This window comes from Martelella alba, from assembly GCF_005217455.1.
GTDB lineage: Bacteria > Pseudomonadota > Gammaproteobacteria > Enterobacterales > Enterobacteriaceae > Acerihabitans.
Genome location: NZ_SZPQ01000002.1, coordinates 45,959 through 70,279, shown reverse-complemented (window position 1 = coordinate 70,279; position 24,321 = coordinate 45,959). Strand labels below are relative to the sequence as shown.

Sequence of the window (24,321 nt, the reverse complement as noted above, 5' to 3'; positions counted from 1 at the left end):
CGGCGGTCAGAATGTAAAGGCGCGATTTGACGCTCGACGCCCGGCCAGGCCGGGTCTACACTGGCACCCTTAAGAATGTTCCTAACCTGGACGTCCGGAGCACATTGATGAAAATGTCTTTGTGGTTTTTGGCAACCGCCGCGTTATTTTTGGTCGCTTGTAGCAGCCAGTCCGATCAGGAGCCCGAGCAGCAAGGCACCGCAGCGCATCTGCCGCCTCAGCAACGGGTGATGTCGGCCATTGAAGCCCAATGCCGATTGGTGGGCGGGATCCTGGCCCCGACCCAGCAACTGGACGGCAGTTCGATTGAAACCTGCCAGTTGGCCAATGGCAAACGATGTGAAGAAGGGACATTACTGAATGGCGCCTGTCCGGCGGGCTGAGCGGACGCCAGAGCGGGCCCGCGCGTCGGCCCGCCAGCGGTATCAGCCATTGAGCAAATTCGGGCAATGTTCCCCTTTGCTGACCTGCGCAAGATTTTGCAGCGTGATTTCACCGATGCCTATCAACGCTTCCTCGGTCAGGAAAGCCTGATGTCCGGTAAACAAAACATTATGGCAAGCCGACAGTCTACGGAACACATCATCCTGTATGACATCGTTGGAATTATCCTCAAAAAACAGATCCCGCTCGTTTTCATAGACGTCCATGCCGAGCGCGCCGATTTTCTGCTGCTTTAGCGATTCAATCGCCGCCTGCGAGTCAATCAGTCCGCCGCGACTGGTATTGATAATCATGACGCCGTTTTTCATTTGCGCGAAAGCTTCGCGGTCGAGCAGGTGATGGTTTTCCGGGGTCAACGGGCAGTGTAGGGTAATGACGTCGGATTGGGCGAACAGGGTAGGCAAGTCGACATATTCGGCGCCCAAGTCCAGAGCCTGCGCGCTCGGATAGGGATCGAAGGCCAAAAGCCGCATACCAAAGCCCTTCAATATCCGCATGGCCGCCACCCCGATTTTGCCCGTACCAATCACGCCGGCGGTGCGGTTATGCATATTGAAGCCGATAAGCCCCTCCAACGAAAAATTGGCGTCGCGGGTGCGTTGATAGGCGCGATGGATACGGCGGTTAAGGCACATCATCATGCCGACCGCGTGTTCCGCCACGGCTTCCGGCGAGTAGGCGGGCACCCGTACCACGGCGATCCCCAGTTTTTTGGCCGCATCCAGATCGACATTATCAAACCCGGCGCAACGCAGCGCGACGGTTTTTACCCCCAGGCCGGCCAGGATTTCCAGGACATCGCGTCCGCCGTCGTCATTGACGAAAATGCAAACCGCGTCGCATCCCTCCGCAGTTTTGGCGGTACGCGGGCTTAACTGAAAATCATAGTATTCCAGTTCATAACCGTAACGCGCATTCACCTGCGACAGGTACTTCAGATCGTAATTTTTGGTGCTGTAAACAGCGACTTTCATAAGCTTTTCTCCATTTGGCGACCGGCGCGGCCATGGCGCCGGCAGGGCGGACATTATCTTTAAGCCAATTATGGTATCTTGCCGGTATCGGAACAACAAAGGAATGGCATGAACAGCATATCCGGTATAGTCAGACGTCTGGTCCTATGCATCGGCCTGTTGCTTGCCACGCTGTCGCTGTTCGCCGCCGCCGCTTGGTACGCCCTGCCGGTATGGCTGCCGGCGCTGGCCGGGCGATACCTGCCCGACGGCGTGCATTTGCGGGTAGCCGAGCGGCCAGTCTGGCGCCGGGGCGGGGTAACGCTGGCGGAGATCGCCCTGCATCGGGGCGACTGTGTCTGGCTGGATGCTGGCGATATCAGGTTCAAGCGCGCAGACGGACTCTGGCGTGTCGGCGCCGGGCGGGTGCGGCTGGACACGACATGCGTTTCCGGCATGCCTGGCGAATCCGGCGGCGATATCCCCTGGCGGGCTATGCTGGATAAGACGCCGCCATTGTCATTGACCATCGAGCGCCTGGACATCGCGCCCTGGGATGCGTACGCCGGCCGACTGGCCATAGAACACCGCCGGTCGGAGACCCGCGCGCGCTACGACGGGGAACGGCTGACGCTGGATGTGCGTGTGCAAGGCGACCGGCTGTCCATCGGACGGGCGCAATTGCGCGACCCGATCAGTCACTTTACCTTGAGCCTGGACGGCGACGCGCGATTATCGCCTCATTTAAACGCCTTGCCGGCGCAGGGATCGGTGCGCGCCGAGCTGTCCTGGCCGGGCGGTATGCCGCTGTCCATGGCGTTGGACTGGCGGCAAAAACACGGCGTGTTTACCATCGATGACCGGCAAACCGGCGCCCGCCTGGCCCGCCTGCCCTGGCGCATCGACGACGGGGATACCCTGGTTATCGCCGCGGGTGAATGGCGCTGGCCTTATGGCGTTCAGCCGCTAAGCGGCAATCTGTCCATCAGTTTGGGGAACTGGCGGGCCGATCTTCCCGCGCTGGATATCTCCGCGCGTATGAATATTCTGACCGGCGGCGTCAAAGGCCGGGCCAACGCGGTATTGAATCTGGGGCCGGGCCGCGTCGGCCTGACCGACAACGCGCTGGATTTCCATTTGACCGGCCAAGCCAATCAGGGCGCGCTGGCCCTTTACGCCACGATCCCCGGCCAGTTGCGCGGTCCGCTTTTCGACCCGACGCTTGTCATGGGGTCGGGTTCGTTGTTGCGGGTGGTGGGGCCGGTGTTAAGCGGGCTGAACATTTCCAGCGCCCGGTTGCCGTTGGCGGGCATGCGGCTTTCATCACAGGGTTTTAACGGCCGATTGCAGGCCATATTGGCAGCCGACGCCGATAAATTGGGACGTTTCACGTTGCACCTGGACGGCCGCGCGAAGGATTTTTGGCCTGATCGGGGTGAATGGCGTTGGCGATATTGGGGGAACGGCCATTTCGCCCCGTTCCGGGCACACTGGCATATCAGCGGCACGGGCAACTGGCTGGCCGACGTTATCGAACTGGATCAATTGAACAGCGGCTTGAGCCAGATAAACTACGGCTTAGCGCGGGTCGATGCCCCCCGTTTGAGCCTGGTTTCGCCTGTACGCTGGCGGCGCGATGCCGCGCAACCGTCCTTTAGCGGCGCGTTGCGACTGACGGCGCGGCGGATAGCCATCCAGCACGGCGGAGAAATGTCGTCGCCCCGCCTGGACGTGCAATTGGACGGCCGCGGCCCCCAGGATTTTCTCTGGTGCGGATGGCTTGGCGCCGGCCCCATGGGGCCGATAAGATTAACCGGCCGCTGGGACGGCCGGCGTTTTCGCGGCCAGGCTTGGTGGCCGCAGCAGCCGTTACGGGTTTTTCAGAGTTTGCTGTCGCCGGGTTTACCCCTGACGCTGCATGACGGCGTTTTCCACGCGCAAAGCGCGTTTTCCGCCGCCGTGGGACAGGGATTCCTGGCCGGCGGCCACGCGGTCGTCAGCCGCGCGGATGTCTGGTACGGTGAAAACCGTCTGCGCGGGATCTCGCTCGGCTTGTCTTACCGGCTACGGGACCAGCGCTGGCAACTGGGGGTAAAAGCGCCCGTTTCCCTTAAAATAGCCTCAATCACCGCGCCGGTGAACTTCGATCATCTGGCGGTCGACGTGCAGGGCTATTATCCTTACGACACCCGCCATCCCCTGACGCTGACGGCGTTTTCGGCGGCGACGCTGGGCGGCGAGATCAGTTTATCGCCTTTAAGTCTGCCCCAGCGGGAAGCGGCGATTATCCGCCTGCGCTCGTTGGAAACCAGCGATCTGATTACCGCGCTCAATGTGCGGCAGTTCGCATTGTCCGGACGGATCAGCGGCGAGTTGCCGGTGGATTTCGCCGATCCGCGCGGGTATATTCGCCGCGGCCGGCTAACCAACGACCGGGCGATGACCCTGCGTCTGGACCCGCAGTTCGCCGACCAGATAGCCGGACGCAACCTGGCCACCGGCGCCGCCATCGGTTGGTTGCGCTATCTGGAGATAAGCCGTGTCCGCGCCGCTGTGGCGCTGGATCGCCGGGGAAATTTACTGTTACAGGCCCAGTTAAGCGGACGCCACCCGCAAAACGGGATCAGGCGAGAGGTGCGGTTAAACTACCGGCACGAGGAAAATGTGTTCCAGCTCTGGCGCAGCCTGCGCTTCGGTACCCAGGTGGAACAGACGCTGGAGAAACAGGCGGCTTTGCCTGAGGGGGCGGCAAGATGACGACGATAAGGACGGCTTGGGGACGGTTGTGCCTGCTGGCGGCCGCGACGGCGGCGGTGTCTTGTACGCCCCGCATTGAGCTGGCGATGCCCAGCCAACCGATCACGATTAATATGAATGTCAAGATTGAGCATGACATTACCGTGAAGGCGGACCGGCAAAGCGTGGCGTTGTTGCGGCCGGTCTTATGTCCCGGGGTGCAAAACTGTCCGGCGACCAACCAAAAAAGCGCATCCGGAGATGCGCAAGGCAGCCCGACTGACCAATAATCGAGGGTAATTCACCTTCAGGCGGCGATGATGCCGCTTATCAGGGATTTGGCTTCGCTCTGGGCTTTGGTGGCCACTTCGGGACCGTAGGCCACGCCTTCCACGTACACGAATTCCACGTCGGTCATGCCAAGGAAACCCAGGAACAAACGCAGGTACGCGGTGACCAGATCGCTTGGGGTATCTTTATGCACGCCGCCCCGGCTGGTGAGGACGATGACGCGTTTGTTTTTGACCAGGCCTTCCGGACCCTGTTCGGTGTAACGGAATGTCACGCCGGCGCGGGCGATAAGATCGAAGTAGTTTTTCAACTGGGTTGAAATATTGAAATTGTACATCGGCACCGCGATAACCACGGTATCATGGGCCTGTAGTTCGTTTATCAGCGCATCCGACAACGTCAGGGCGTCCTGTTGGCGGGGCGTCAAGGTTGCGTCGGCCGGCCGCAGGGCGCCGACCAGCTCGCCGTCCAGTACCGGTATCGGCTGGGCGGCCAGATCGCGAACGGTCACCTGATCGCCGCTATGGGTCTGCTGCCACTGTTCGATAAAGAAGTCGGCCAAATGGTTGGATTGGGAAAACGTGGCCAAAATACTGGATTTCAGAACTAACACCTTACTCATCTCATTCATTCCTTATTCTTGATCGGGTAACCGACCCATTGGGCAATGAAGGATACTTTATGGATTAACGCCGGCCAGTGATAGCGCAATATTTCGAGCTGTTTGTTCGAATAATCTGAACAACCCGGCGGGCGGTTAAGTCGGCGGGCCGGATATGCTAAGCTTGCGCCATGACACAAGTAGGGCCGGCGGCTACCGTCGCCGGTTGCAGGTTAAGGAAAGAAACAGTGAAGTCATCGTTAGCGGCGTTGTCCGCATCGCTAGAGTCCGTAATGCTTTGCGATAAAACCCCATTGCGCCGCCGTTTACAGGGCGCGATGAACGTAAGCCGGCCAGAGGCGCGGCTCGCCGCCGCCGACCAGATTGCCGCGGATATCCGCGTGTCCGCGGAGCGCGCCGCCCGCCGGCGGGCGGCGGTGCCGACCGTCGATTATCCCGGCCAGTTGCCGGTCAGTCAGAAACGCGCTGATATCGTGCAAGCCATCCGCGACAACCAGGTCGTGATCATCGCCGGCGAAACCGGCTCCGGCAAGACCACGCAGATCCCCAAAATGTGCCTGGAACTGGGGCGGGGCATCACCGGGATGATCGGCCATACGCAGCCGCGCCGTTTGGCGGCGCGCAGCGTGGCCGATCGCATCGCCCAGGAAATGTCGGTACCGCTGGGGGAAGCGGTGGGTTATAAGGTCCGTTTCAATGACAATATCAGCGACAATACCCTGATAAAACTGATGACCGACGGTATCCTGCTGGCGGAGATCCAGCAGGACAGGCTATTGATGCAATATGACACCCTCATTATCGACGAGGCTCACGAACGCAGCCTGAATATCGACTTCATCCTTGGCTATTTGCGCCAGTTATTGCCCAAACGGCCGGATTTGAAGGTGATTATCACTTCGGCGACCATTGATCCGGCCCGGTTTTCCCGACATTTCAACCAGGCGCCCATTATTGAGGTATCTGGCCGCACCTACCCGGTCGAGGTCCGCTACCGGCCATTGGCGGAAAACGACGGCGACGGCGATCTGATGCAAGGCCTCTTTGATGCGGTGGCGGAGCTGGACCGCGAAGCGCCGGGGGATATCCTGATATTCATGAGCGGCGAGCGTGAAATCCGCGATACCGCCGACGGCTTGAACAAACTGGAGTTGCCGCACACCGAGATTCTGCCGCTTTACGCACGGCTTTCCAACAGCGAGCAGAACCGCATTTTTCAACCGCACACCGGCCGTCGTATCGTCCTGGCCACCAATGTGGCCGAGACGTCGCTCACCGTGCCGGGCATCCGCTATGTCATCGACCCCGGCACGGCGCGCATCAGCCGCTATAGCTTTCGTACCAAGGTGCAGCGCCTGCCCATCGAACCGGTTTCCCAGGCGTCCGCCAACCAGCGTAAGGGGCGGTGCGGACGGGTGGCGGCCGGCATTTGCATCCGGTTGTATTCCGAGCAGGATTTTCTCGGCCGCCCGGCATTCACCGATCCGGAAATTCTGCGCACGCATCTGGCATCCGTTATCCTGCAAATGACCGCGCTGGGATTAGGCGATATCGCCGCTTTCCCGTTCGTGGATGCGCCGGATAAGCGGCAAATCCAGGACGGGGTACGCTTGCTGGAAGAGCTGGGCGCCCTGGCGGAACCGTCCCCGCGGGGATATCGCTTAAGTGCCGTCGGCCGGCAATTGGCCCAGTTACCCCTGGATCCCCGTTTGGCGCGGATGGTGCTGGAGGCCCGCAACAGCGGGTGCGTTCGCGAAGTGATGGTCATCGCCGCCGCCTTGTCCATTCAGGATCCCCGGGAACGGCCGTTGGATAAAAAACAGGCCGCTGATGAAAAGCATCGCCGCTTCGCCGACAAAGAGTCGGATTTTCTGTCGTTCGTCAGATTGTGGGACTATGTGCAGGAACAGCAGAAACTGCTGCCCGCCAGCCAGTTCCGCAAACTATGCCGCACCGATTTTCTCAGTTATTTGCGGGTGCGGGAATGGCAGGACGTATACACCCAGTTGCGCCAACAGGTGAAAACCCTTGGCCTACCGGTCAACACGGCGCCGGCGGATTACCGCGGCCTGCATTGCGCGCTGCTGGCCGGCTTATTGTCCCATATCGGCCAAAAAGACGCCGACAAACACGAATATACCGGTACGCGGAATGCCCGGTTCGCCATCTATCCCGGATCAGGACTGTTCAAGAAGCCGCCCAAATGGACCGTGGCCGCTGAACTGGTGGAAACCAGCCGGCTGTGGGGGCGCATCGCGGCGCGCATCGAACCGGAATGGATTGAGCCGCTGGCCCAGCATCTGATCAAGCGCAGCTACAGCGAACCCCACTGGGAAAAGGCGGCCGGCGCAGTCATGGCGCTGGAGAGGGTCACATTACTGGGGTTGCCCCTTGTGGTCGGACGCAAGGTCAATTACAGCGCCATCGACCCGGTGCTCTGCCGTGAACTGTTTATCCGCCATGCGCTGGTGGAAGGCGATTGGGTCACCCGCCACGCTTTTTTTCACGCCAATCGACGACTGCTGGGGGAAGTGGAAGAACTGGAGCACAAATCCCGCCGCCGGGACATCCTGGTGGATGACGAGACCTTGTTTGCTTTTTATGACCAGCGCATCGGCCGCGAGGCGATTTCGGCCAGGCACTTCGATCAGTGGTGGAAAATTGCCGCCCGGCAGGATCCGGAGCGGCTGAATTTTGCCAAAAACATGCTGATCAAAGACGGCGCCGAGCGGATCAGCGCGCTGGATTACCCCAACTACTGGCAGCAAGGCAATCTGCGGTTGCGCCTAAGCTACCAGTTCGAGCCGGGCGCCGACGCCGACGGCGTCACGGTGCATATCCCCCTGCCTTTGCTCAACCAGGTATCCCCTCAGGGATTCGACTGGCAGATTCCGGGGGTACGGCGCGAATTGGTCATCGCCCTGATTAAATCCTTACCGAAAACGTTACGTCGTAACTTTGTTCCCGCCCCCAACTACGCCGAGGCCTTCCTTGAACGGGTGGCGGCCGGAGAAGGCGCGTTACTGGACGCGCTGGAACGGGAATTGCGCCGCATGAGCGGTGTGACCGTCGATCGGGACGCCTGGCAATGGGACCAGGTGCCCGACCACCTGAAAATGACCTTCCGGGTGGTGGACGAACAACACAAAACCCTGCGGGAAGGCAAGGATCTCGATGTGCTGAAACAGCAGCTCAAGGCCCATGTACAACAGACATTGTCCGCGGTGGCGGATGAAGGCATCGAACAGCGGGATTTGCATATCTGGAGCTTCGGCGAATTGCCTCAGCGATATGAACAGAAAAAAGGCAACTATTCGCTGAAGGCTTACCCGGCGCTGGTGGACGACAAAGACAGCGTCGCCATACGCTTGTTTGAAACCGAACACGACCAGCGGCGCGCCATGTGGCTCGGTACCCGGCGGCTGTTGCTCATCAATATTCCTTCGCCCATTAAATACCTGCATGAAAAACTGCCTAACAAGGCCAAACTGGGGCTGTATTTCAATCCCTACGGCAAGGTCATGGCGCTTATTGACGACTGCATCGCCTGCGGAGTGGACAAGTTGATGGCGGACCGGGACGGGCCGGCCTGGAACGAAACCGGTTTCGCCGCTTTGCAGGAATATGTTCGCGCCAATTTGAACGGCGTGGTGGTGGATATCGCCATACAGGTTGAACAAATCCTGACCTTGGTGTTCGCCATTAATCAGCGATTGAAAGGCCGGGTGGACATTTCCCTGGCATTGGCGCTGTCGGATATCAAAAGCCAAATGGGCGGGCTTATCTACCGCGGTTTCGTCACCGGCAATGGCTGGCGGCGCTTACCGGATACCCTGCGTTACCTGCGGGCTATTGAGCGGCGTTTGGAAAAATTGCCCATCGACCCTCACCGGGATCGGGCGCAAATGCTAAAAGTCGAGCAGGCGGAGCAAAGTGTGCGGACCTGGCTGGACAAATTGCCCCCGGCCCGCCGGGAAGATGACGATGTGCGGAATGTTCGCTGGATGATTGAGGAGTTGCGGGTCAGTTATTTCGCGCAACAGTTAGGCACCCCGCACCCCATCTCGGAAAAGCGCATACAGCAGGCCATGGAGGGCATTCAGCCGTGAAACGGCCGGCGGCGGCCCGGCGTATCACCATCCGTTGATCGCTTTAGCGGCCGCCGGTAAGCGTCGATGATAGACGTCCAGGGTTATTTGCCGGTTTTGCGCACGGCGCCGGTCGCGGTTTTGCCGCCGGCGGACAGCGCCAGCAACTCGCCGCGGATGGCGGTTACCGCCAAGGCCCGGTTATCCGCCCGGTAGCGATCTTTGGCGGCGGGGGCGGAGCTTTGTATGGCAATCAGTTGCCAGCCGGCGGGGGTATTGAGCATCAGCGGCGAACCGCTGTCGCCGGGCAAGGTGTTGCAACGGTGGGACAATACCGCGTTTTGCGCCCAACCGGTGACCTGGCAATCCTGATGCACATACAAGGTATTCAAATGATCTTCCGGATAGCCGGCCTGGGTCACCCGACGGCCGTCCTGTTTCATTTGCCGGGTCAACTGCTGGCGGTCGCCTTGCCATATCGGCAACGGCGTTATCTTGGCGAAGGGTTTTTTTAACCGGATCAGCGCGAAATCGTAAGCCGCCGCTCCCGGCGGGACTATCCAGCCGTCGCCGTCCGGTTTGAGCCTTTTGCCCAGATCTTTGTCCACCAGCGTTTCAATGGCGCTGCTTTGATAGCGCCAATGCTGTTTAACGGCGATAAAGCGGATCATCACGGCCTGATCGATAACCCCAGGCGGCGCCAGCACGCAGTGACCGGCAGTGAGTGCCAGGTGAGGCGAAATCAGTGTGGCGGTGCAAAGGTTGCCGCTGGCGGTTTCAACCTGACCTATCGCTTGCCAGGGGAAGGCATCGGGCTGGCTGACGGGGTGGCGATGATCATGACCGAAGAACAGCGTTTTTTGCTCTTTGGTGAGTCCGGCGGCGGTCGCGTTGCTGATACCCAAACATGATAGACAGAGCAGCAATAGCGGGAGATGGCGCATAAACAGGCATGCCTTCAGAAAAGTGAGGATATCATCCATGAGAAAATATCATTCCTTATAGTTGACATCGATGAGATTGAGCTGAAATCGCGCGGCATTTCAGCGCACTAAGATAGACACCATCCGATGGAGCACACGTCCTGATGAAGAATGCGCGGGACTAGAGGTAAAAAAAAGCGCTGACGATCGCGCAAACGATCAGACACCCCAAAATGATTTCATACATATAGCGGCGCAGCATAGGTGAGGCCCTAAAGAAAGCGACACCCGAGAAAACGGGTGTCGTCTAGCTAAAAATAACTCGCTAAAATGACTACTTCTTCAGCTTCCATAGCCGCACTTCTGTGGCCGGACCCGCACGGCGCTTACGCCTTATTCAGGTCGAAAGCTTATTTGGCAGCCGGAGCGGCGGTTTTAGCGGCAGCGGCCGGAGCGGCTTTCTTATGGACTTTTTTGACGTGTTTTTTAGCGGCTTGGGCGGTTTGCGCCGGAGCGGCTTTCTTATGCACTTTCTTTACATGCTTTTTAGCGGCTTGGGCGGTTTGCGCCGGGGCGGCTTTCTTATGCACTTTCTTTACATGCTTTTTAGCGGCTTGAGCGGTTTGAGCCGGTGCTTTCTTGGCTTTTTTAACGCGTTTTTTATGGTGAACGGCTTTAGCCGGCGCAGCGGGAGCAGCGGAAGTGGTGGCCGTTGCCGGAGCGGTGGTGGAGGTTGCGGCATCAGCGGCGAAAGCGACGCTGGACAATCCCATGGCGGCTGCAACAACCATTGCAAGTACTTTTTTCATCGTCAAATCCTCAGAATTGCGGTTTCTAATTACAACCCCGGACTGGGGCCGGTGACCAAACAATAGGGGATTGCCGGAACACTGTCCGTGAGTGTTTGGTATCGGCGTGTAACCAAATGTACAAACGGATGGGGCCTGGCGAACGGCGATATTTCCCTCCCTGGCGGCACGGCCTTCGGCGGCGCCGGCGGACCGTTGACGAACGCCGCGGCAAAGGGCGTCTTGACGTAAGCGTCATTCTCGTCAGAAACCGCGTAAATATGAAATATTCATTCATTTGACCTGTATAGACTCTCCTCCTGCGAAAGAAAAAAGATGTAAAGCCAATACCACGAGGAGGCCAGCACCGTGTTTCCCACCGACCCTAGCGCACATATCTCTTTCCGGGGGCTGCACGGTTATCGGCGTGCGGTTGAAGGCCCCTCAGCCGCCGAAACGTCGATGGATCGCGCCGCCAGGCGTAAAACCTATTACGCGGCGTGGGAACAATGGGAAAAAGACGCCGGCAATAACGAGCGCCGCGGTATGGCGGTGGCGAGGATGAAGGATTGTTTGAAGCGAAAGGCGGCGGAGCTCGATCTTAAATCGCTCTCGCTGGCCGCGCTGCCGGACCTTTTGCCCCCCTGCGAAAGCCTGATGGTAACCGACAATCGGCTTACGGCATTGCCCGGGTCGCTGCCGGGAAATCTCAGGATATTGCAGGCCGGGAACAACCTGCTGTCCGCGTTGCCGGACGGCTTGCCCGACGGTCTGGAGAAAATCGAAGTCCAGCACAACCCCCTGAACGCGTTGCCCGCCGCATGGCCGGTCGGACTAACGTATCTGGATATCGGGCAATGCCATTTCACTACGTTGCCGGAGAGTCTGTTTCAACTCTCCGACGCGTGTTGTGTTTGTGTTCCCCAGTTGGCGCTGACCGAAACGGAACGACTTCGGGTATGGCGGCGGATCAATCGCGTCGATTACCGTGGTCCCTGGTTCCTGGATAGCCTCAGTTGGCTGCGTCCGCTGAATGTCACGGTGGCGACCTGGTTTACGCCGGAACACATGAGCGCGGTGGAAAGCCGTTGGCACGATATCGTCCAAGAGGAAAACACGGCGGCGTTTCATCGATTCCTGATCCGGTTGGGAAATAGCGACAGCGCAAGAGGCGTTGCCGAATTCGGGCGGCAGGTGGCCGACTGGTTGTCGATGCTCGCCCATTCGCCGGAACTACGCGAAAAAACGTTCGCGGTGGCGCTGACCGCCACGGAAACCTGCGAGGATCGCGTAATCCTGGCCTATAACGATATGCAAAAAACCAAGGCGCTTCACGATGTGGAGACCGGGCGGTACGACACATCGCTACCCGACTTGATCACCCTGGGGCGGCAAATGTTTCGCCTGGCGCGGCTTGAGGAAATTGCGCGGGCCCATGTCGCCGCGGCGGAAAAACAGGGGAAAAAGATCGATGAGATCGCGGTTTATCTCGCTTATCAAATCAAAACCAGCAAACCTTTGCGCCTGGCCATGATGGCGGAACACATAAAATACTTCCATCTGGCCGATATCTCGCCGGACGATTTGCGCCACGCCAGAGCCAAGGTGGCGCTACGGGAAATTGAGGAATTTCCGGCCTGGCTGGCGCAGTGGAAGCCTTGGCAATCCGTGTTGCGGCGTATTGACGCCACACGTTGCGCCGCCGCCGTGCGGGAGCGGCATGCCGTATTGGAGAAGGACTTCGCCGAAAAACTGGCCTCGCGCTTGCGTGAAGCGCATCTTACGCATGATGAGGACGCCCGGCGCGTCATCGGCCGGATAGTTCTGGACGAAATAGACCACGAGATTGATTGTCGGCTTAGCCGGGAAATTCTTATCGCCAGGAATCTGCTGGCCTTAACGGAAGAGCAGTCCTGTGATATCAGTCGCCATGCCGTCTATTACAATCGCTACTACCGGGTATGGCATGCCTGGGCGAAGGGCGCGGAAGAGAATGAACAGCGCGCCGAAGCGGTATTGCTGCTCAAGGCCTGTCTGGAAAAAGAAACCGGCGATCTTGACCTGTCATCGCTGCTGTTGCGATCGCTGCCGAACGCGTTGCCGCCCTGCGCCCACTTGCGGGTGGCGGGCAACGCGCTCTCCGCGCTGCCGGACCGGTTACCGGAAGGGCTGAAAACGCTGGTCGCTTACGACAACCAGTTGACATCGTTGCCGGACACTTTGCCGGAGGGGCTGAAAACGCTCATCGCTTACAGCAACAGGCTGACATCGCTGCCGGATACCTTGCCGGAGGGGTTGCAGGGGCTTGATGTCAGATTCAATCCGCTGGCGTCGCTGCCAGAGAGGTTGCCTGGCGCATTGTCCACGCTGGACGCCAGCCGTTTCCAGTTCACCACGGTGCCCGAATCCGTATTTCGACTGCCCGAGCGCAGCCGCATCCGCCTACAGCATACTCCTTTCCCCGAGCCGACGCGGTTGGCGCTGTGGCGGCGTATCTACCAGCCCGACTATCGCGGGCCCTCTTTCGCCGACTGCCTGCGCTGGATTCGCCCGCTCAACGTGACGGTGGCGGCCTGGCTGCCGCCGCGGCAAAGAAAGGCCGCGGAGAATCGCTGGGCGGAATTTGTGGCACAAGACAACGCGGCGGCGTTCCATCTTTTCCTGAATCGGCTGTGGGCCATCAAAAACACAAGCATCGTGCCCGATCTGGAACGCCGGGTTATCGCGTGGCTGGGCAAGCTTGCCGATTCGCCCGCGTTGCGCAAACTGACCTTCGCCATCGCCCGCGAAGCCGAGAAAGGCGGCGATCGGGTGGTAGTCCTGATGTACGGCGAAATGCAAAAGGCGCTGGTGGTACATGAGATCGAAATCGGTCGGTATGATACGGCGTTGCCGGAGTTAATCGCCCTGGGTCGGAAAATGTTCCGCATGGAGCAATTGGAACGGTTTGCCCGACAAAAATTGGCGACCTTGGCCGAACAGGGTGACGCGGTGGATGAAATCGCCATTTATTTGGCCTACCAGATACGTATTAGCGAGTCGCCGCAATCCTCTTTATTGACTGGCAGGTCAAGAGGATACAGCCAAAACGGTGTGACGGCGGATGAACTGCGCCGGGCGCGCGCCGTTGTGGCGACCAGTGAAGAGCAGCAGTTTCCAGCCTGGCTGGCGCAATGGGAGCCTTGGCAGAAGGTGATGCGGCGCATTGAAACGCCACGTTATGATGCGGCCGCCAGTAAGCGCGCGGCCATTTCCGCGTCGGACGATCCTACCCGCTTGGCGCTTATCCGCGCTATCGATATGGCGTTGACCGAGGAAGTGCTGGCTGCCCGTCGACTGACCCTGACGCGGAATAAAAGCCTTAAGTTCGGGACATTTATCAGCACGTTTATTGAATGGTTCGCTACCCGCTTGTTCACCGATGGGAAAGGGAAGCACGGTTGATGGGCCAGCGGTAGAGTAACCGGGCGCCCCCCAACGGGCTGTTGTCGGCAATCACCTGACCTTCGTGGGCCTGGGCGATGGACCGGACAATGGCCAGCCCCAATCCGCAACCGCCGGTGCTTCGGTCCCGGCTGGGATCAAGCCTCACAAAAGGCTCAAAGATGCGCTGTCGCTCGTTTTCCGGGATTCCGGGACCGTCGTCGTCCACTTGCAGGAAGCCGTAACCGTCGTCGGCGCCCAATTTCACGCTGATCATTTGCTGGCTGTAGCGCAGCGCGTTGTTGACCAGATTATCCAAGACCCGCTCCATCAGCCGGGCGTCAACCTGGCCGAACTCGCCGCCGTTGGGAATATCCTGATGAATAACGCGCTCACTGTGCACCAGCCGGGTATCGGCCAGTTTCTCCCGCAGCCAGTCGGGCAAATTCACCGACGAGAGATTCAACGTGACTTGCGGCCGGTCAAGCCGGGCGAATGTCAGCAGTTCGTCAATCAATCCCTCCAACTGGGTGACATCGTGATTCAGCCGTTCCAATTCCTCGGCGGACACGCCCTCGCTCATGGCCAGCCGATAACGCAGCCGCACCAGCGGCGTGCGCAATTCATGGGCGATATTGTCGATAAGCTGTTTTTTACTGGCGATCAGGGTATTGACGTTGTCCGCCATCTGGTTGAAAGCCACCCCAAGCCGGTAAAGGCTTGAGGCATTATCGAAATGGATGCGCTCCTCCAGAAAACCCGCCCCGAAACGTTGCGCCGCCACCTCCAGCTTCAACATGTCCTGCCAATGCGGCCGCATCCAGATAAAAACGGGCAGGGCCAACGACAAGCCGATGAAAACCAGCAGCGCCAGGTCCAACAAGCGCATTTCATGAATAAAGAACAAATAGGGAATGGGACCCACCGACAACACATAATTGCTTCGGGGGATCCGTTGGATGAAGGTATATTCGTCATCCAGCGCGACGATTTCCCCTCGGCGCAATTGCAGATCATCCCGCGGCGAAAGCTGATATTTTTTTAATGGTTCAATGTGCAAACTGAACGACAGGTTCAGATCCAGTTTATTGATGGTTTTGTTCCAGTCGCGGGGCGGGATAGTGCGCAACTCGTTACGCATCAGATACAGCGAGCTTTTCATCAGGTCGTCCATGGACTTCCTGCCGGCGCGCTCGGCGGTGACTTTATAGACCAGTCCGACCAACAGCGTCATGACCAGAAAACACACGAAGAGCAGCAGATAGAACTGGATGAACAACTTCCTCATAACCGGGCGCTCTCCCAGGCGTTCGGCGCGAACAAATAGCCTTTATTGCGAACAGTCTTGATGCGAAACGGCTCCAGCGCGTTGTCGTAAAGTTTTTTCCGTAGCCGCGATATGGCCACATCAATACTGCGATCAAGACCGTCATAGCTCACCCCGCGCAGATTTTTCAACAAGGCTTCGCGATCCATGATTTTTCCGGCATGGGTGGCCAGCTCCCAAAGCAGTTCAAAATCCGAGGTGGACAACGTGATGTTTTCATTGCCGAGCACCACCTCCCGGTTGGTTAAATCGATGCTCAGCTGACCGAAATGCAAAACACTGCCGACGGCGCCGGCCGGGGCGGCCGGTTCGCGGGCCGTTGCGGAATTCTGGCGAAGATGCAACCGTAGACGCGCCAGTAATACCGCGGGCGGCGTGGTTTTGAGAATATAATCGTTAGCGCCCATCTCCAATGACAGAATATGGTTCATGTCGCTATCAAGGGATGTCAGCAGAACGATGGGACCGTGGTAGAGCGGACGCAAATCCCGGCACAGGGTCATGCCGTCCTTGCCAGGCAATAAAATGTCCAACAGCACCAGATCGGGTTTTTCGCGGATGATCACGTCTTGCGCGCGATCTCCCCGCCCTTCGAGAATAACCTCGAAATCATGTTTGGCAAGCCAAGCGGCGATAAGGTTGCCGACATCAGCGTCATCTTCCACAAAGACTATTTTATTCATCGTGACGGTAATCTGCATACAAAGGGCGAAAGAAACAATAGGGGTCCATCGTTTCAAAATGCCGGCAAACCGGCCTTCAAATTTGAAGCGGTATGAGCATAACGCCTGTCGGGGGGATCCGCCATCGGATAAACATGAAGAAGTCTTGCCGACATCAAAAATAATAAAATTCCGGTGTGACGCTAAACAAAATATTACCATTGCGGCATTCACGCTTATGGGGTCTGTTGCGGCATGGCCTGTTCTGTTGTGGTATAGTGTCAACGTGTCTTATTGTCGGACGGATGACTGCGGCGGGAAGGAGGTGCGGCGAAATGGCAAGATACCGGCTACATGCTGAGGCTCCTGACGAGAAGCTTTGCTTTGATTACACCCATTACCTGTCGGCCAGTTGCAAAAAGCGCTGGAGTTTTATCGACGCCATTTACGGCGTCATGCCGATTTTCGGCATCGTCACCAAACGGCCGTCCGCGCACACGCAGACCCGTCAGGAGCGGTTCAAGGCGCTGGCGCTCCAGGTGCTTTCCACTCAAGTCAACGACGAAACCAATATCATCCGGCTAATTGCCTTGGCGCGGCGTCAGGGTATCGGTCGGATCGATATCCGCTTGCCTTATGCGCTGGAAAATGAACAGCTTGGCGCTATCCGGCGGGAATATGGCGAATCGCTGTCGCTGCGTCAGCATGACGAACGGTTGTCCATTCATCTGTCGGGCGCATCGGAACAACCCGCCGCCTGAGCTGTAATAAAGAGGGCAAGGGGGAACTTGCCCTTTCTCTATGTCTAACCGGCGCTTATTTAAACAGATCCGCGGAAACGGTGACGTTGCCGCCGCTCTGATTCTGCTCCCACTGGCGGGTGATATGATAATATTTCGCGCCTTTTTTGGCGGCTTGTCGCGCCACTTCATTGGAGATGTCGGTGATACTGTTATAGTGGCCGGTGAAGGTCACTGAGTCGAAAGGCACCATCTGCGCGGCGGTGATTTTGTTGACTTCCTGGATCTTGGTGCCGTCCGGCAACGTTACAGTGTAACGGCCACCAGCGGTCGATTGGGTTTCGAAGAAACGACCGACATTGGACGCCGGCGAGGCGGAGGAGGCCACACCCGGTATTTCCACCTTGGCGGCCGCGGCGCCGCCGGCAGCCAGAGCCGCGCGGCCGGCATCGGAATCCGCCGGTATGGCGTCGGGATCCTGCACGACCCGTTTCGGCGCGTTGGCTTTATAAATGAAGGCCGTGACATATTGATTGCCGCCTTCATTGGCGTCAATCTGCCGCACGATATAAAAAGACGCGGCGCCTTTCTCCCTGGCCAGTTTGCTGATTGCGTCGTTGACATCGGGCTGGCTGTGGTAAAGGCCTTTGATGGTCACCGTGTCGAACGGCTCAAGCAGATTGGCTTCGGCCTTGGGTAATTCCTTGACACCGTTGAATACGCGGTATTGGGTGGCGGTGGAGGCGGCCGGCGCGTCCTTGTGGTACAGGTCGGCGGTGACCCGCCAGTTGCCGCTGCTGCTGGCGTCATTGATGCCCTGAATATAGTAGGCGTAGGCGCCGAGTTGGTCGGCGCGTTTGGACACCGCGTCGGAGGCATCGCCGATGGAAATGAATCGGCCGGTAATATTGATCCTATCAAAGGGCTGCAGGCTGGCTGCCTTTTCCGGTGTCAGCTCTTGGGCGGCCTGCACCGACACGGTTGTCAATGTCAGTAACGCTGAGGCCAGTATGGTGTTCTTCAGCTTCATAAAAAGTCCTTTCGACGTACGCTTTCACGCTATATCCGCCAAATTGCGCATCGCCTCTTTGCCGGCCGCGTTCGCGCATCCCGGCCGCATCGCCCGCCATGTGGCCGGGGATGAAGCAAAGACATCCTGTCTCTTACCGGGGGCCCGCCGCTGGCGGGTCAAATTCGCTCCCGACGAATTTGTCGCTCACTGCCGTCGCGATGCGACGCAACACATTTAGGGTATAAACATGCTGAACTGTTGATGTATAACAGATAGCTGCCGATTATGGCATGTAATAATAGCGAGTGTCTCAGTAATTTATGTCAACAGGGAGAACAATTGCGTGAGACCGGCGGTTAGCGGCGGTTTTCCAACAAAAAAGTTGTTTACCGCGGCGCCGGATGGACCGAGGTTTTTATTTTGAGTAGGTTAGTATATGACACAGGCGAAGTAATCCTTGGCTCTGTTGTATGGCATATTTGGCATTTGGGTCAGGATGACGGTTATTTCCTAATAAAAAACAGCTAAAAGGTAAAGCTATGCGAATTGGTGTACCCAAAGAACGTCTGGCCAATGAGGCCCGCGTTGCCGCAACGCCTAAGACCGTGGAACAATTGCTGAAACTGGGATTCACAGTGGCGATTGAAAGCGGGGCGGGAAAATCGGCCAGTTTCGAGGATGCCGCGTTTCAGGCGGCGGGCGCCGCCGTCACAGATACCGCCGACGTCTGGCAAGCCGATATTATCCTTAAAGTCAACGCGCCCACCGATGAGGAAATCCCGCTTATCAAGAGCGGCGCGACTTTGTTGAGTTTTATCTGGCCGGCGCAAAACCCCGCTCTGCTGGAAAAGCTTTCCGCTAAAAATATTACCGTCATGGCGATGGATTCCGTGCCGCGCATCTCCCGCGCCCAATCCCTGGATGCCTTGAGTTCCATGGCCAATATCGCCGGTTATCGCGCCATTGTGGAAGCCGCGCACGAATTCGGCCGCTTCTTTACCGGCCAGATCACCGCCGCGGGCAAAGTGCCGCCGGCCAAGGTGCTGGTTATCGGCGCGGGCGTGGCGGGATTGGCGGCGGTCGGCGCGGCCGGCAGCTTGGGCGCCATCGTTCGCGCATTCGATACCCGCCCAGAAGTAAAAGAACAAATCAAAAGTATGGGCGCCGAATTCCTGGAGGTGGATTTCGAAGAAGAGGCCGGCAGCGGCGACGGTTACGCCAAGGTCATGTCGGCGGCTTTCATCAAGGCGGAAATGGAATTGTTCGCCGCCCAGGCCAAAGATGTCGATATTATTGTCACCACCGCGCTGATTCCCGGTAAACCGGCGCCGAGGCTTATCACCAAAGACATGGTCGAGTCCATGAAAGCCGGCAGCGTTATCGTCGACCTGGCGGCGCAAAACGGCGGCAACTGCGAGCTTACCGTGGCCGATACCGTCACTGTGACCGAGAACGGCGTGCGCATCATCGGTTATACCGATTTGCCCAGCCGTCTGCCCACTCAGTCGTCCCAATTGTACGGCACTAACCTGGTTAATTTACTTAAACTGCTCTGTAAAGAGAAAAACGGCGAAATCGTGGTGGACTTTGAGGATACCGTAATTCGCGGCGTTACCGTCGTCAAAAACGGCGAACTGACCTGGCCGGCGCCGCCCATCAAAGTCTCCGCCCAGCCGCAGCAAGCCAAGCCGGCCGAACCCGCCGCGGCCAAGGCCGAGAAGAAGCCCGCCTCGCCGCTGAAAAAATACATCATTTTGGCCGTGGCCATTTTGCTGTTCGGCTGGCTGGCCAGCGTTGCGCCGCGCGACTTTCTTTCGCATTTCACGGTCTTCGCCCTGGCGTGCGTAGTGGGATATTACGTCGTCTGGAACGTCAGCCATGCGTTGCATACCCCGCTGATGTCGGTCACTAATGCCATATCCGGGATCATTGTGGTCGGCGCGTTATTACAAATCGGACATGGGGGGTGGGTGTCTTTCCTGTCGTTTATTGCCGTGCTGATAGCGAGCATCAATATATTCGGCGGCTTCACCGTGACTCAGCGCATGCTGAAAATGTTCCGTAAAAATTAAGGGGTTGATCCATGTCTGAAGGATTGGTGACGGCGGCATATATTGTTGCTGCTATATTGTTTATTTTCAGCCTGGCCGGGTTGTCCAAACACGAGACATCAAAACAGGGCAATCTGTTTGGCATCATCGGGATGTTTATCGCTTTGCTGGCGACCATATTAGGGCCGCATACCAGTAATATCGGCTGGATCATCGTCGCAATGGCGATAGGCGGCAGTATCGGCGTTTATCTGGCGCGCAAGGTTGAAATGACCGAGATGCCCGAACTGGTGGCGATACTGCACAGTTTCGTCGGTCTCGCGGCGGTATTGGTGGGCTATAACAGCTACCTCAGCCACGGCGAAATAGTGAGTCCGGTGATGGTCAATATCCATCTGACCGAAGTCTTTTTGGGCGTGTTTATTGGTGCGGTAACCTTTACCGGCTCGGTGGTGGCATTCGGTAAACTGCGCGGTAAAATTCCGTCCCGCCCGCTGATGCTGCCTTTTCGCCATCATATGAATCTGGCGGCCATAATCGTTTCTTTCCTGCTGCTGGTGTTGTTTGTCAGAACCGATAGCATCGCGTTGCAATCCATCGCCTTGCTGCTGATGACGCTGATTGCGCTGGTGTTCGGTATTCATCTGGTGGCGTCCATCGGCGGCGCCGATATGCCGGTGGTGGTGTCCATGCTGAACTCCTATTCCGGGTGGGCGGCGGCGGCGGCCGGTTTCATGCTCAACAACGACCTGCTGATTGTGACCGGCGCGCTGGTGGGGTCTTCCGGGGCGATACTGTCGTATATCATGTGCCGAGCCATGAATCGTTCGTTCGTCAGCGTTATCGCCGGCGGTTTCGGCACTGACGGCTCCAGTCTCGGCGATGCCTCCGAAGTGGGCGAATACCGGGAAACAACCGTCGAGGAAGTGGCGGAGCTGTTGAAGAACTCCACGTCGGTGATTATCACGCCGGGCTATGGCATGGCCGTGGCCCAGGCACAGTATCCGGTACACGACATTACCGACAAGCTGGTTGCCCGCGGGATAAAAGTCCGGTTCGGCATTCATCCGGTGGCCGGTCGTTTGCCTGGCCACATGAACGTGTTGCTGGCGGAGGCCAAGGTCCCTTATGATGTGGTGTTGGAAATGGATGAGATCAATGACGATTTCAGCGATACCGATACCGTTTTGGTCATTGGCGCCAACGATACCGTGAACCCGGCGGCTCAGGAAGACCCCCGCAGTCCCATCGCCGGAATGCCGGTGCTGGAAGTCTGGAAGGCCCAGAATGTCATTGTCTTCAAGCGGTCCATGAATACCGGTTATGCCGGGGTGCAAAACCCGCTGTTTTACAAGGAAAACACGCAGATGCTGTTTGGCGATGCCAAGGCCAGCGTGGAAGCGATCCTGCGCGCGCTGTAAATCGTCGGTCCACACTCCGGCCGGCTTACCTTGCGTTCCGATAAGCCGGCCGGATAAAGGCCCCATCCGGGGCCTTTATCCTCGCTCCCGCTGGCGACAAATAGGCGGCGATGCCCATGCCGCCGCGATGTCTTTGGCTGTATGGCGCATAGCGACGGGTGTTTGCGTTTCATGGGTGACGCGCGTCATCGGTTGTTGGCGATGGAAAGGGTTATTCGTATTGATCGCCGGTTTCCAGCGTTACCGGCGAGACGAATTCGTCCGGTTTGATAGCCAGCAGGTCGCATTTGAGATGGTCGATCACCAGTTCCGTGGTATTGCCGATAAACGCGGCCGAAAATCCGGTGCGGCCGATGCTGCCCAGCACCACTACGCCGGCGTCGAGATGCTCGGCGAGATCCGGTATCACTTCCTCCGGCAAGCCCTTTTCCACATGGGTGAATTTTTCGTCCAGCTGGAATTTCTGCCGCAGGCTTTTCATGGCGATCAGATGTTGGCCGCGAATGGCGTCGTTATAGACGCTGGGATCGAAATCCGGCAGTTCGATGGCGATATTGATAGGGGTGACCGGATAGGCGCCCACCAGATGGACCTCGGTGTGGTTCACTTGTTCGGCCAGCTCCATGGCTTCTGTGACCAGCTTGATGTTGAGCGGATCATGATAGGGCTCTTCGCCGGAGAGGTTGACCGCCACCAGGGCTTTACCGTCTTCAGGCCAGGGCTTGTCCTTGACCATCCAGACCGGGCAGGGGCATTTGCGCAGCAAATGCCAGTCGGTGGGCGTAAATATCACTGATTCGAAGCGATCATGCTGATGGGCCATCTTTAAGACCAGGTCATGTTTGAACGCCAGCACTTCCTGGATAATGGCCTCGAAGGGGCGGTTATGCCATACCACTTTGATTTCGATGGGAACGCCGCTGTGCAAATAATGCTGACACTGCTCTTCAATCCAGGCGGTGCGCTGGCTTATCACCCCCTGGCGCATGGCGGTGCGCTCGTCCGGGGAGAGCAGGGTGGTCATTTCGTAGGAAAAATCGTAAATGGGCAGGAAAGCCTTGATGCGGCCGCCCAATTTATGAAACAAGTAAACAGCCCGGCGCAGCGCTGGTTGATCATCCTGATTGGGGTCGATTGCGACCAATAGACTATTGTACTTGGCCATTAGAGTCTCCTGGTTTCTGCTGTACGACAGAATGTTAAACTAAGAGTAACTCATCAAGACAATCACGGACAGAAAAAAAACAGAGCCGGATCAATAAATTCGGAAATTTACGTATCCGGCGGCGGTCAGGCGACTTTTTGCGGCGTACCGGCCAATTCGGCGAGGGCTTCGCCATCCTCGATGGTGATATATTTGCCTTTTACCGCCAAAATGCCGCTTTTCTGGAACCGGCCCAGCAGCCGGCTGATGGTCTCCACCGTCAGGCCCAGATAGTTGCCGATATCGCCCCGGGTCATGGTCAGGCGGAATTCGCGAGGGGAAAAACCCCGTTGGGCGAAACGGCGCGAGAGATTATAGATAAACGCCGCCAGCCGCTCTTCGGCGTTCTTTTTCGACAGCAGCAAAATCATATCCTGGTCGCCTTTGATTTCTCCGCTCATCAAGCGCATCATCTGCTGGCGCAGGTTGGGCATTTTCCCCGACAAATCATCCAGGGTTTCAAAGGGGATTTCACAGACCATTGATGTTTCCAGCGCCTGGGCGAAGCTTGGGTGCTGGCCGACGCCGATGGCGTCGAAACCCACCAGATCCCCGGCCAGGTGGAAGCCGGTGATTTGCTCGTCGCCCTGTTCGGTGATGGTGTAGCTTTTGATGGTGCCGGAACGGATCGCATAAAGGGATTTGAGTTCATCGCCGGCTTTGAACAAAGCCTGGCCTTTCTGAATGGGCTTTTTGCGCTCAATGATGTTGTCGAGCTGATCGAGTTCGTGCTCGTTAAGCGTGAAAGGAATACATAATTGGCTGATACTGCAATCCTGACAATGGATGGCACAACCGCCAGACTGGATACGTCTGATAATACGCTTTTCCTGGATGATCATATTTCGCCGCTCATGCAATACTTGATTTGGGTCAATTTTAACATCATTTTGCGTCGTTGATAAAGTGTCCAACGCGATGGGTGCACATTTGGTCAAAATTTTGCCGGGCAAGCAACGAAGCGAAGCGGGCGAATTGCCGTGTAATCGGCGGTTGACCGGGTTATAGTGAAAGGGTAACACAAGGGCGCCGCCCGTTGCGCCCTGATAAAGCGCGAGTGACAAACAATGACCTGTGATGATAAAGCGCTGTTCAAAGAGGCCATGGACGATGTCAAACCGCTGAAGGACCCGACCAATGTGGTTTTTTTGCAGCATAAACCCCCACGTCCCCAAAACCGGCCGATGGATGATGACGGCGAGGACAACTTCCTTATCGCCGGTTTCGTCGACAGTCTGCCCCTGGAATGCCCCCTGGTTTATAAACGGGACGGCATTCAACAAGGGGTGCTGGACAAATTGCGAAGCGGCGGATACCGAATCGAAGCCAGTCTTAATCTTACCCGCACCCCGGTGGAGGCGTGCCGGCGGCAACTGTTCGCTTTTGTCGCGCGCATGCAACGCGAACAGTTGCGCACCTTATTGATTATTCACGGGAAAGGACGCCATGACAGCAGTCACGCCAATATCATCAGGAGCTTTCTCGCCCGTTGGCTGACGCAGTTCGAGGCGGTGCAGGCCTACTGCGCCGCCCTGCCCAAACATGGCGGAAGCGGCGCCTGTTATGTGGTACTGAAAAAATCCCCCATCGCCAGCAACGCCAACCGGGAGCGTTTTGCCCGGCGCGGCCGGTAAAC

General features: G+C 57.7%; 19 protein-coding genes. 9 read left to right on the top strand and 10 right to left on the bottom strand.

Annotated features, from left to right (window positions below; genetic code table 11):
- Nucleotides 1-107: 107 nt before the first annotated feature.
- Nucleotides 108-383: a putative hemolysin gene (locus FCN80_RS02710; protein ID WP_136988353.1), complete on the top strand. Its 276-nt coding sequence runs from the start codon at nucleotides 108-110 to the stop codon at nucleotides 381-383.
- A 42-nt stretch (nucleotides 384-425) separates the two neighbouring features.
- On the opposite strand, the gene FCN80_RS02705 is transcribed toward FCN80_RS02710, so the two are convergent.
- Nucleotides 426-1,418 carry a 2-hydroxyacid dehydrogenase gene (locus tag FCN80_RS02705; RefSeq protein WP_136988352.1) on the bottom strand — a complete coding sequence of 331 codons (993 nt, stop codon included), beginning with the start codon at nucleotides 1,416-1,418 and terminating at the stop codon, nucleotides 426-428.
- 108 nt (nucleotides 1,419-1,526) lie between these two features.
- Between FCN80_RS02705 and FCN80_RS02700 the strand changes: the two genes are divergently transcribed.
- A complete protein-coding gene (locus FCN80_RS02700; RefSeq protein WP_136988351.1) occupies nucleotides 1,527-4,154 on the top strand; it encodes a YdbH family protein in 2,628 nt (875 codons plus the stop codon).
- Complete coding sequence (locus FCN80_RS02695; RefSeq protein ID WP_136988350.1) at nucleotides 4,151-4,423, top strand: YnbE family lipoprotein; 273 nt, start codon at nucleotides 4,151-4,153, stop codon at nucleotides 4,421-4,423. The genes FCN80_RS02700 and FCN80_RS02695 overlap by 4 nt, the downstream gene beginning before the upstream one ends.
- A gap of 17 nt (nucleotides 4,424-4,440) precedes the next feature.
- Here the strand turns inward: FCN80_RS02695 and FCN80_RS02690 are convergent, their stop codons facing one another.
- On the bottom strand, nucleotides 4,441-5,046 hold the full coding sequence (locus FCN80_RS02690) for an FMN-dependent NADH-azoreductase (protein ID WP_136988349.1): 606 nt from the start codon (nucleotides 5,044-5,046) through the stop codon (nucleotides 4,441-4,443).
- 227 nt (nucleotides 5,047-5,273) lie between these two features.
- On the opposite strand from FCN80_RS02690, the gene hrpA reads away from it, so the two are divergent.
- Nucleotides 5,274-9,155 (top strand): ATP-dependent RNA helicase HrpA, encoded by a 3,882-nt coding sequence (gene hrpA, locus FCN80_RS02685; RefSeq protein ID WP_196239149.1) that lies wholly within the window; start codon nucleotides 5,274-5,276, stop codon nucleotides 9,153-9,155.
- An 83-nt stretch (nucleotides 9,156-9,238) separates the two neighbouring features.
- Here the strand turns inward: hrpA and FCN80_RS02680 are convergent, their stop codons facing one another.
- The 3 genes from FCN80_RS02680 to asr all read right to left on the bottom strand — a co-directional run bounded on the left by FCN80_RS02680 (nucleotide 9,239) and on the right by asr (nucleotide 10,866).
- Nucleotides 9,239-10,117 (bottom strand): trypsin-like serine peptidase, encoded by an 879-nt coding sequence (locus tag FCN80_RS02680; protein ID WP_230492454.1) that lies wholly within the window; start codon nucleotides 10,115-10,117, stop codon nucleotides 9,239-9,241.
- Nucleotides 10,118-10,238: 121 nt separating this feature from the next.
- On the bottom strand, nucleotides 10,239-10,319 hold the full coding sequence (gene ydgU, locus FCN80_RS27670) for a small membrane protein YdgU (RefSeq protein ID WP_479684751.1): 81 nt from the start codon (nucleotides 10,317-10,319) through the stop codon (nucleotides 10,239-10,241).
- A 148-nt stretch (nucleotides 10,320-10,467) separates the two neighbouring features.
- Nucleotides 10,468-10,866, bottom strand: a complete 399-nt coding sequence (gene asr / locus FCN80_RS02675) for an acid resistance repetitive basic protein Asr (protein ID WP_136988622.1) — start codon at nucleotides 10,864-10,866, stop codon at nucleotides 10,468-10,470.
- Nucleotides 10,867-11,214: 348 nt separating this feature from the next.
- Between asr and FCN80_RS02670 the strand changes: the two genes are divergently transcribed.
- Complete coding sequence (locus FCN80_RS02670) at nucleotides 11,215-14,289, top strand: NEL-type E3 ubiquitin ligase domain-containing protein (RefSeq protein WP_136988347.1); 3,075 nt, start codon at nucleotides 11,215-11,217, stop codon at nucleotides 14,287-14,289.
- Here the strand turns inward: FCN80_RS02670 and rstB are convergent.
- Nucleotides 14,261-15,556, bottom strand: a complete 1,296-nt coding sequence (rstB, locus tag FCN80_RS02665; RefSeq protein WP_136988346.1) for a two-component system sensor histidine kinase RstB — start codon at nucleotides 15,554-15,556, stop codon at nucleotides 14,261-14,263. The two genes, FCN80_RS02670 and rstB, sit on opposite strands and share 29 nt — an antisense overlap.
- Complete coding sequence (gene rstA / locus FCN80_RS02660; protein WP_136988345.1) at nucleotides 15,553-16,278, bottom strand: two-component system response regulator RstA; 726 nt, start codon at nucleotides 16,276-16,278, stop codon at nucleotides 15,553-15,555. The genes rstB and rstA overlap by 4 nt, the downstream gene beginning before the upstream one ends.
- Nucleotides 16,279-16,592: 314 nt before the next feature.
- Here rstA and FCN80_RS02655 point away from each other — a divergent pair, with 314 nt between their 5' ends.
- Nucleotides 16,593-17,018, top strand: a complete 426-nt coding sequence (locus FCN80_RS02655) for a hypothetical protein (protein ID WP_136988344.1) — start codon at nucleotides 16,593-16,595, stop codon at nucleotides 17,016-17,018.
- A gap of 55 nt (nucleotides 17,019-17,073) precedes the next feature.
- Here the strand turns inward: FCN80_RS02655 and ydgH are convergent, their stop codons facing one another.
- Nucleotides 17,074-18,027, bottom strand: coding sequence for a DUF1471 family protein YdgH (ydgH, locus tag FCN80_RS02650; RefSeq protein ID WP_136988343.1), 954 nt, complete (start codon nucleotides 18,025-18,027; stop codon nucleotides 17,074-17,076).
- Nucleotides 18,028-18,548: 521 nt separating this feature from the next.
- Here ydgH and pntA point away from each other — a divergent pair.
- On the top strand, nucleotides 18,549-20,081 hold the full coding sequence (gene pntA, locus FCN80_RS02645) for a Re/Si-specific NAD(P)(+) transhydrogenase subunit alpha (RefSeq protein WP_136988342.1): 1,533 nt from the start codon (nucleotides 18,549-18,551) through the stop codon (nucleotides 20,079-20,081).
- An 11-nt stretch (nucleotides 20,082-20,092) separates the two neighbouring features.
- Entirely contained in the window at nucleotides 20,093-21,481 is a 1,389-nt protein-coding gene (pntB, locus tag FCN80_RS02640; protein WP_136988341.1) for a Re/Si-specific NAD(P)(+) transhydrogenase subunit beta, read from the top strand.
- A gap of 211 nt (nucleotides 21,482-21,692) precedes the next feature.
- On the opposite strand, the gene uspE is transcribed toward pntB, so the two are convergent.
- Complete coding sequence (gene uspE / locus FCN80_RS02635; protein WP_136988340.1) at nucleotides 21,693-22,646, bottom strand: universal stress protein UspE; 954 nt, start codon at nucleotides 22,644-22,646, stop codon at nucleotides 21,693-21,695.
- A 125-nt stretch (nucleotides 22,647-22,771) separates the two neighbouring features.
- Nucleotides 22,772-23,524 carry a fumarate/nitrate reduction transcriptional regulator Fnr gene (gene fnr, locus FCN80_RS02630; RefSeq protein ID WP_136988621.1) on the bottom strand — a complete coding sequence of 251 codons (753 nt, stop codon included), beginning with the start codon at nucleotides 23,522-23,524 and terminating at the stop codon, nucleotides 22,772-22,774.
- A 228-nt stretch (nucleotides 23,525-23,752) separates the two neighbouring features.
- On the opposite strand from fnr, the gene smrA reads away from it, so the two are divergent.
- Nucleotides 23,753-24,319, top strand: a complete 567-nt coding sequence (smrA, locus tag FCN80_RS02625; protein WP_136988339.1) for a DNA endonuclease SmrA — start codon at nucleotides 23,753-23,755, stop codon at nucleotides 24,317-24,319.
- Nucleotides 24,320-24,321: the final 2 nt, after the last annotated feature.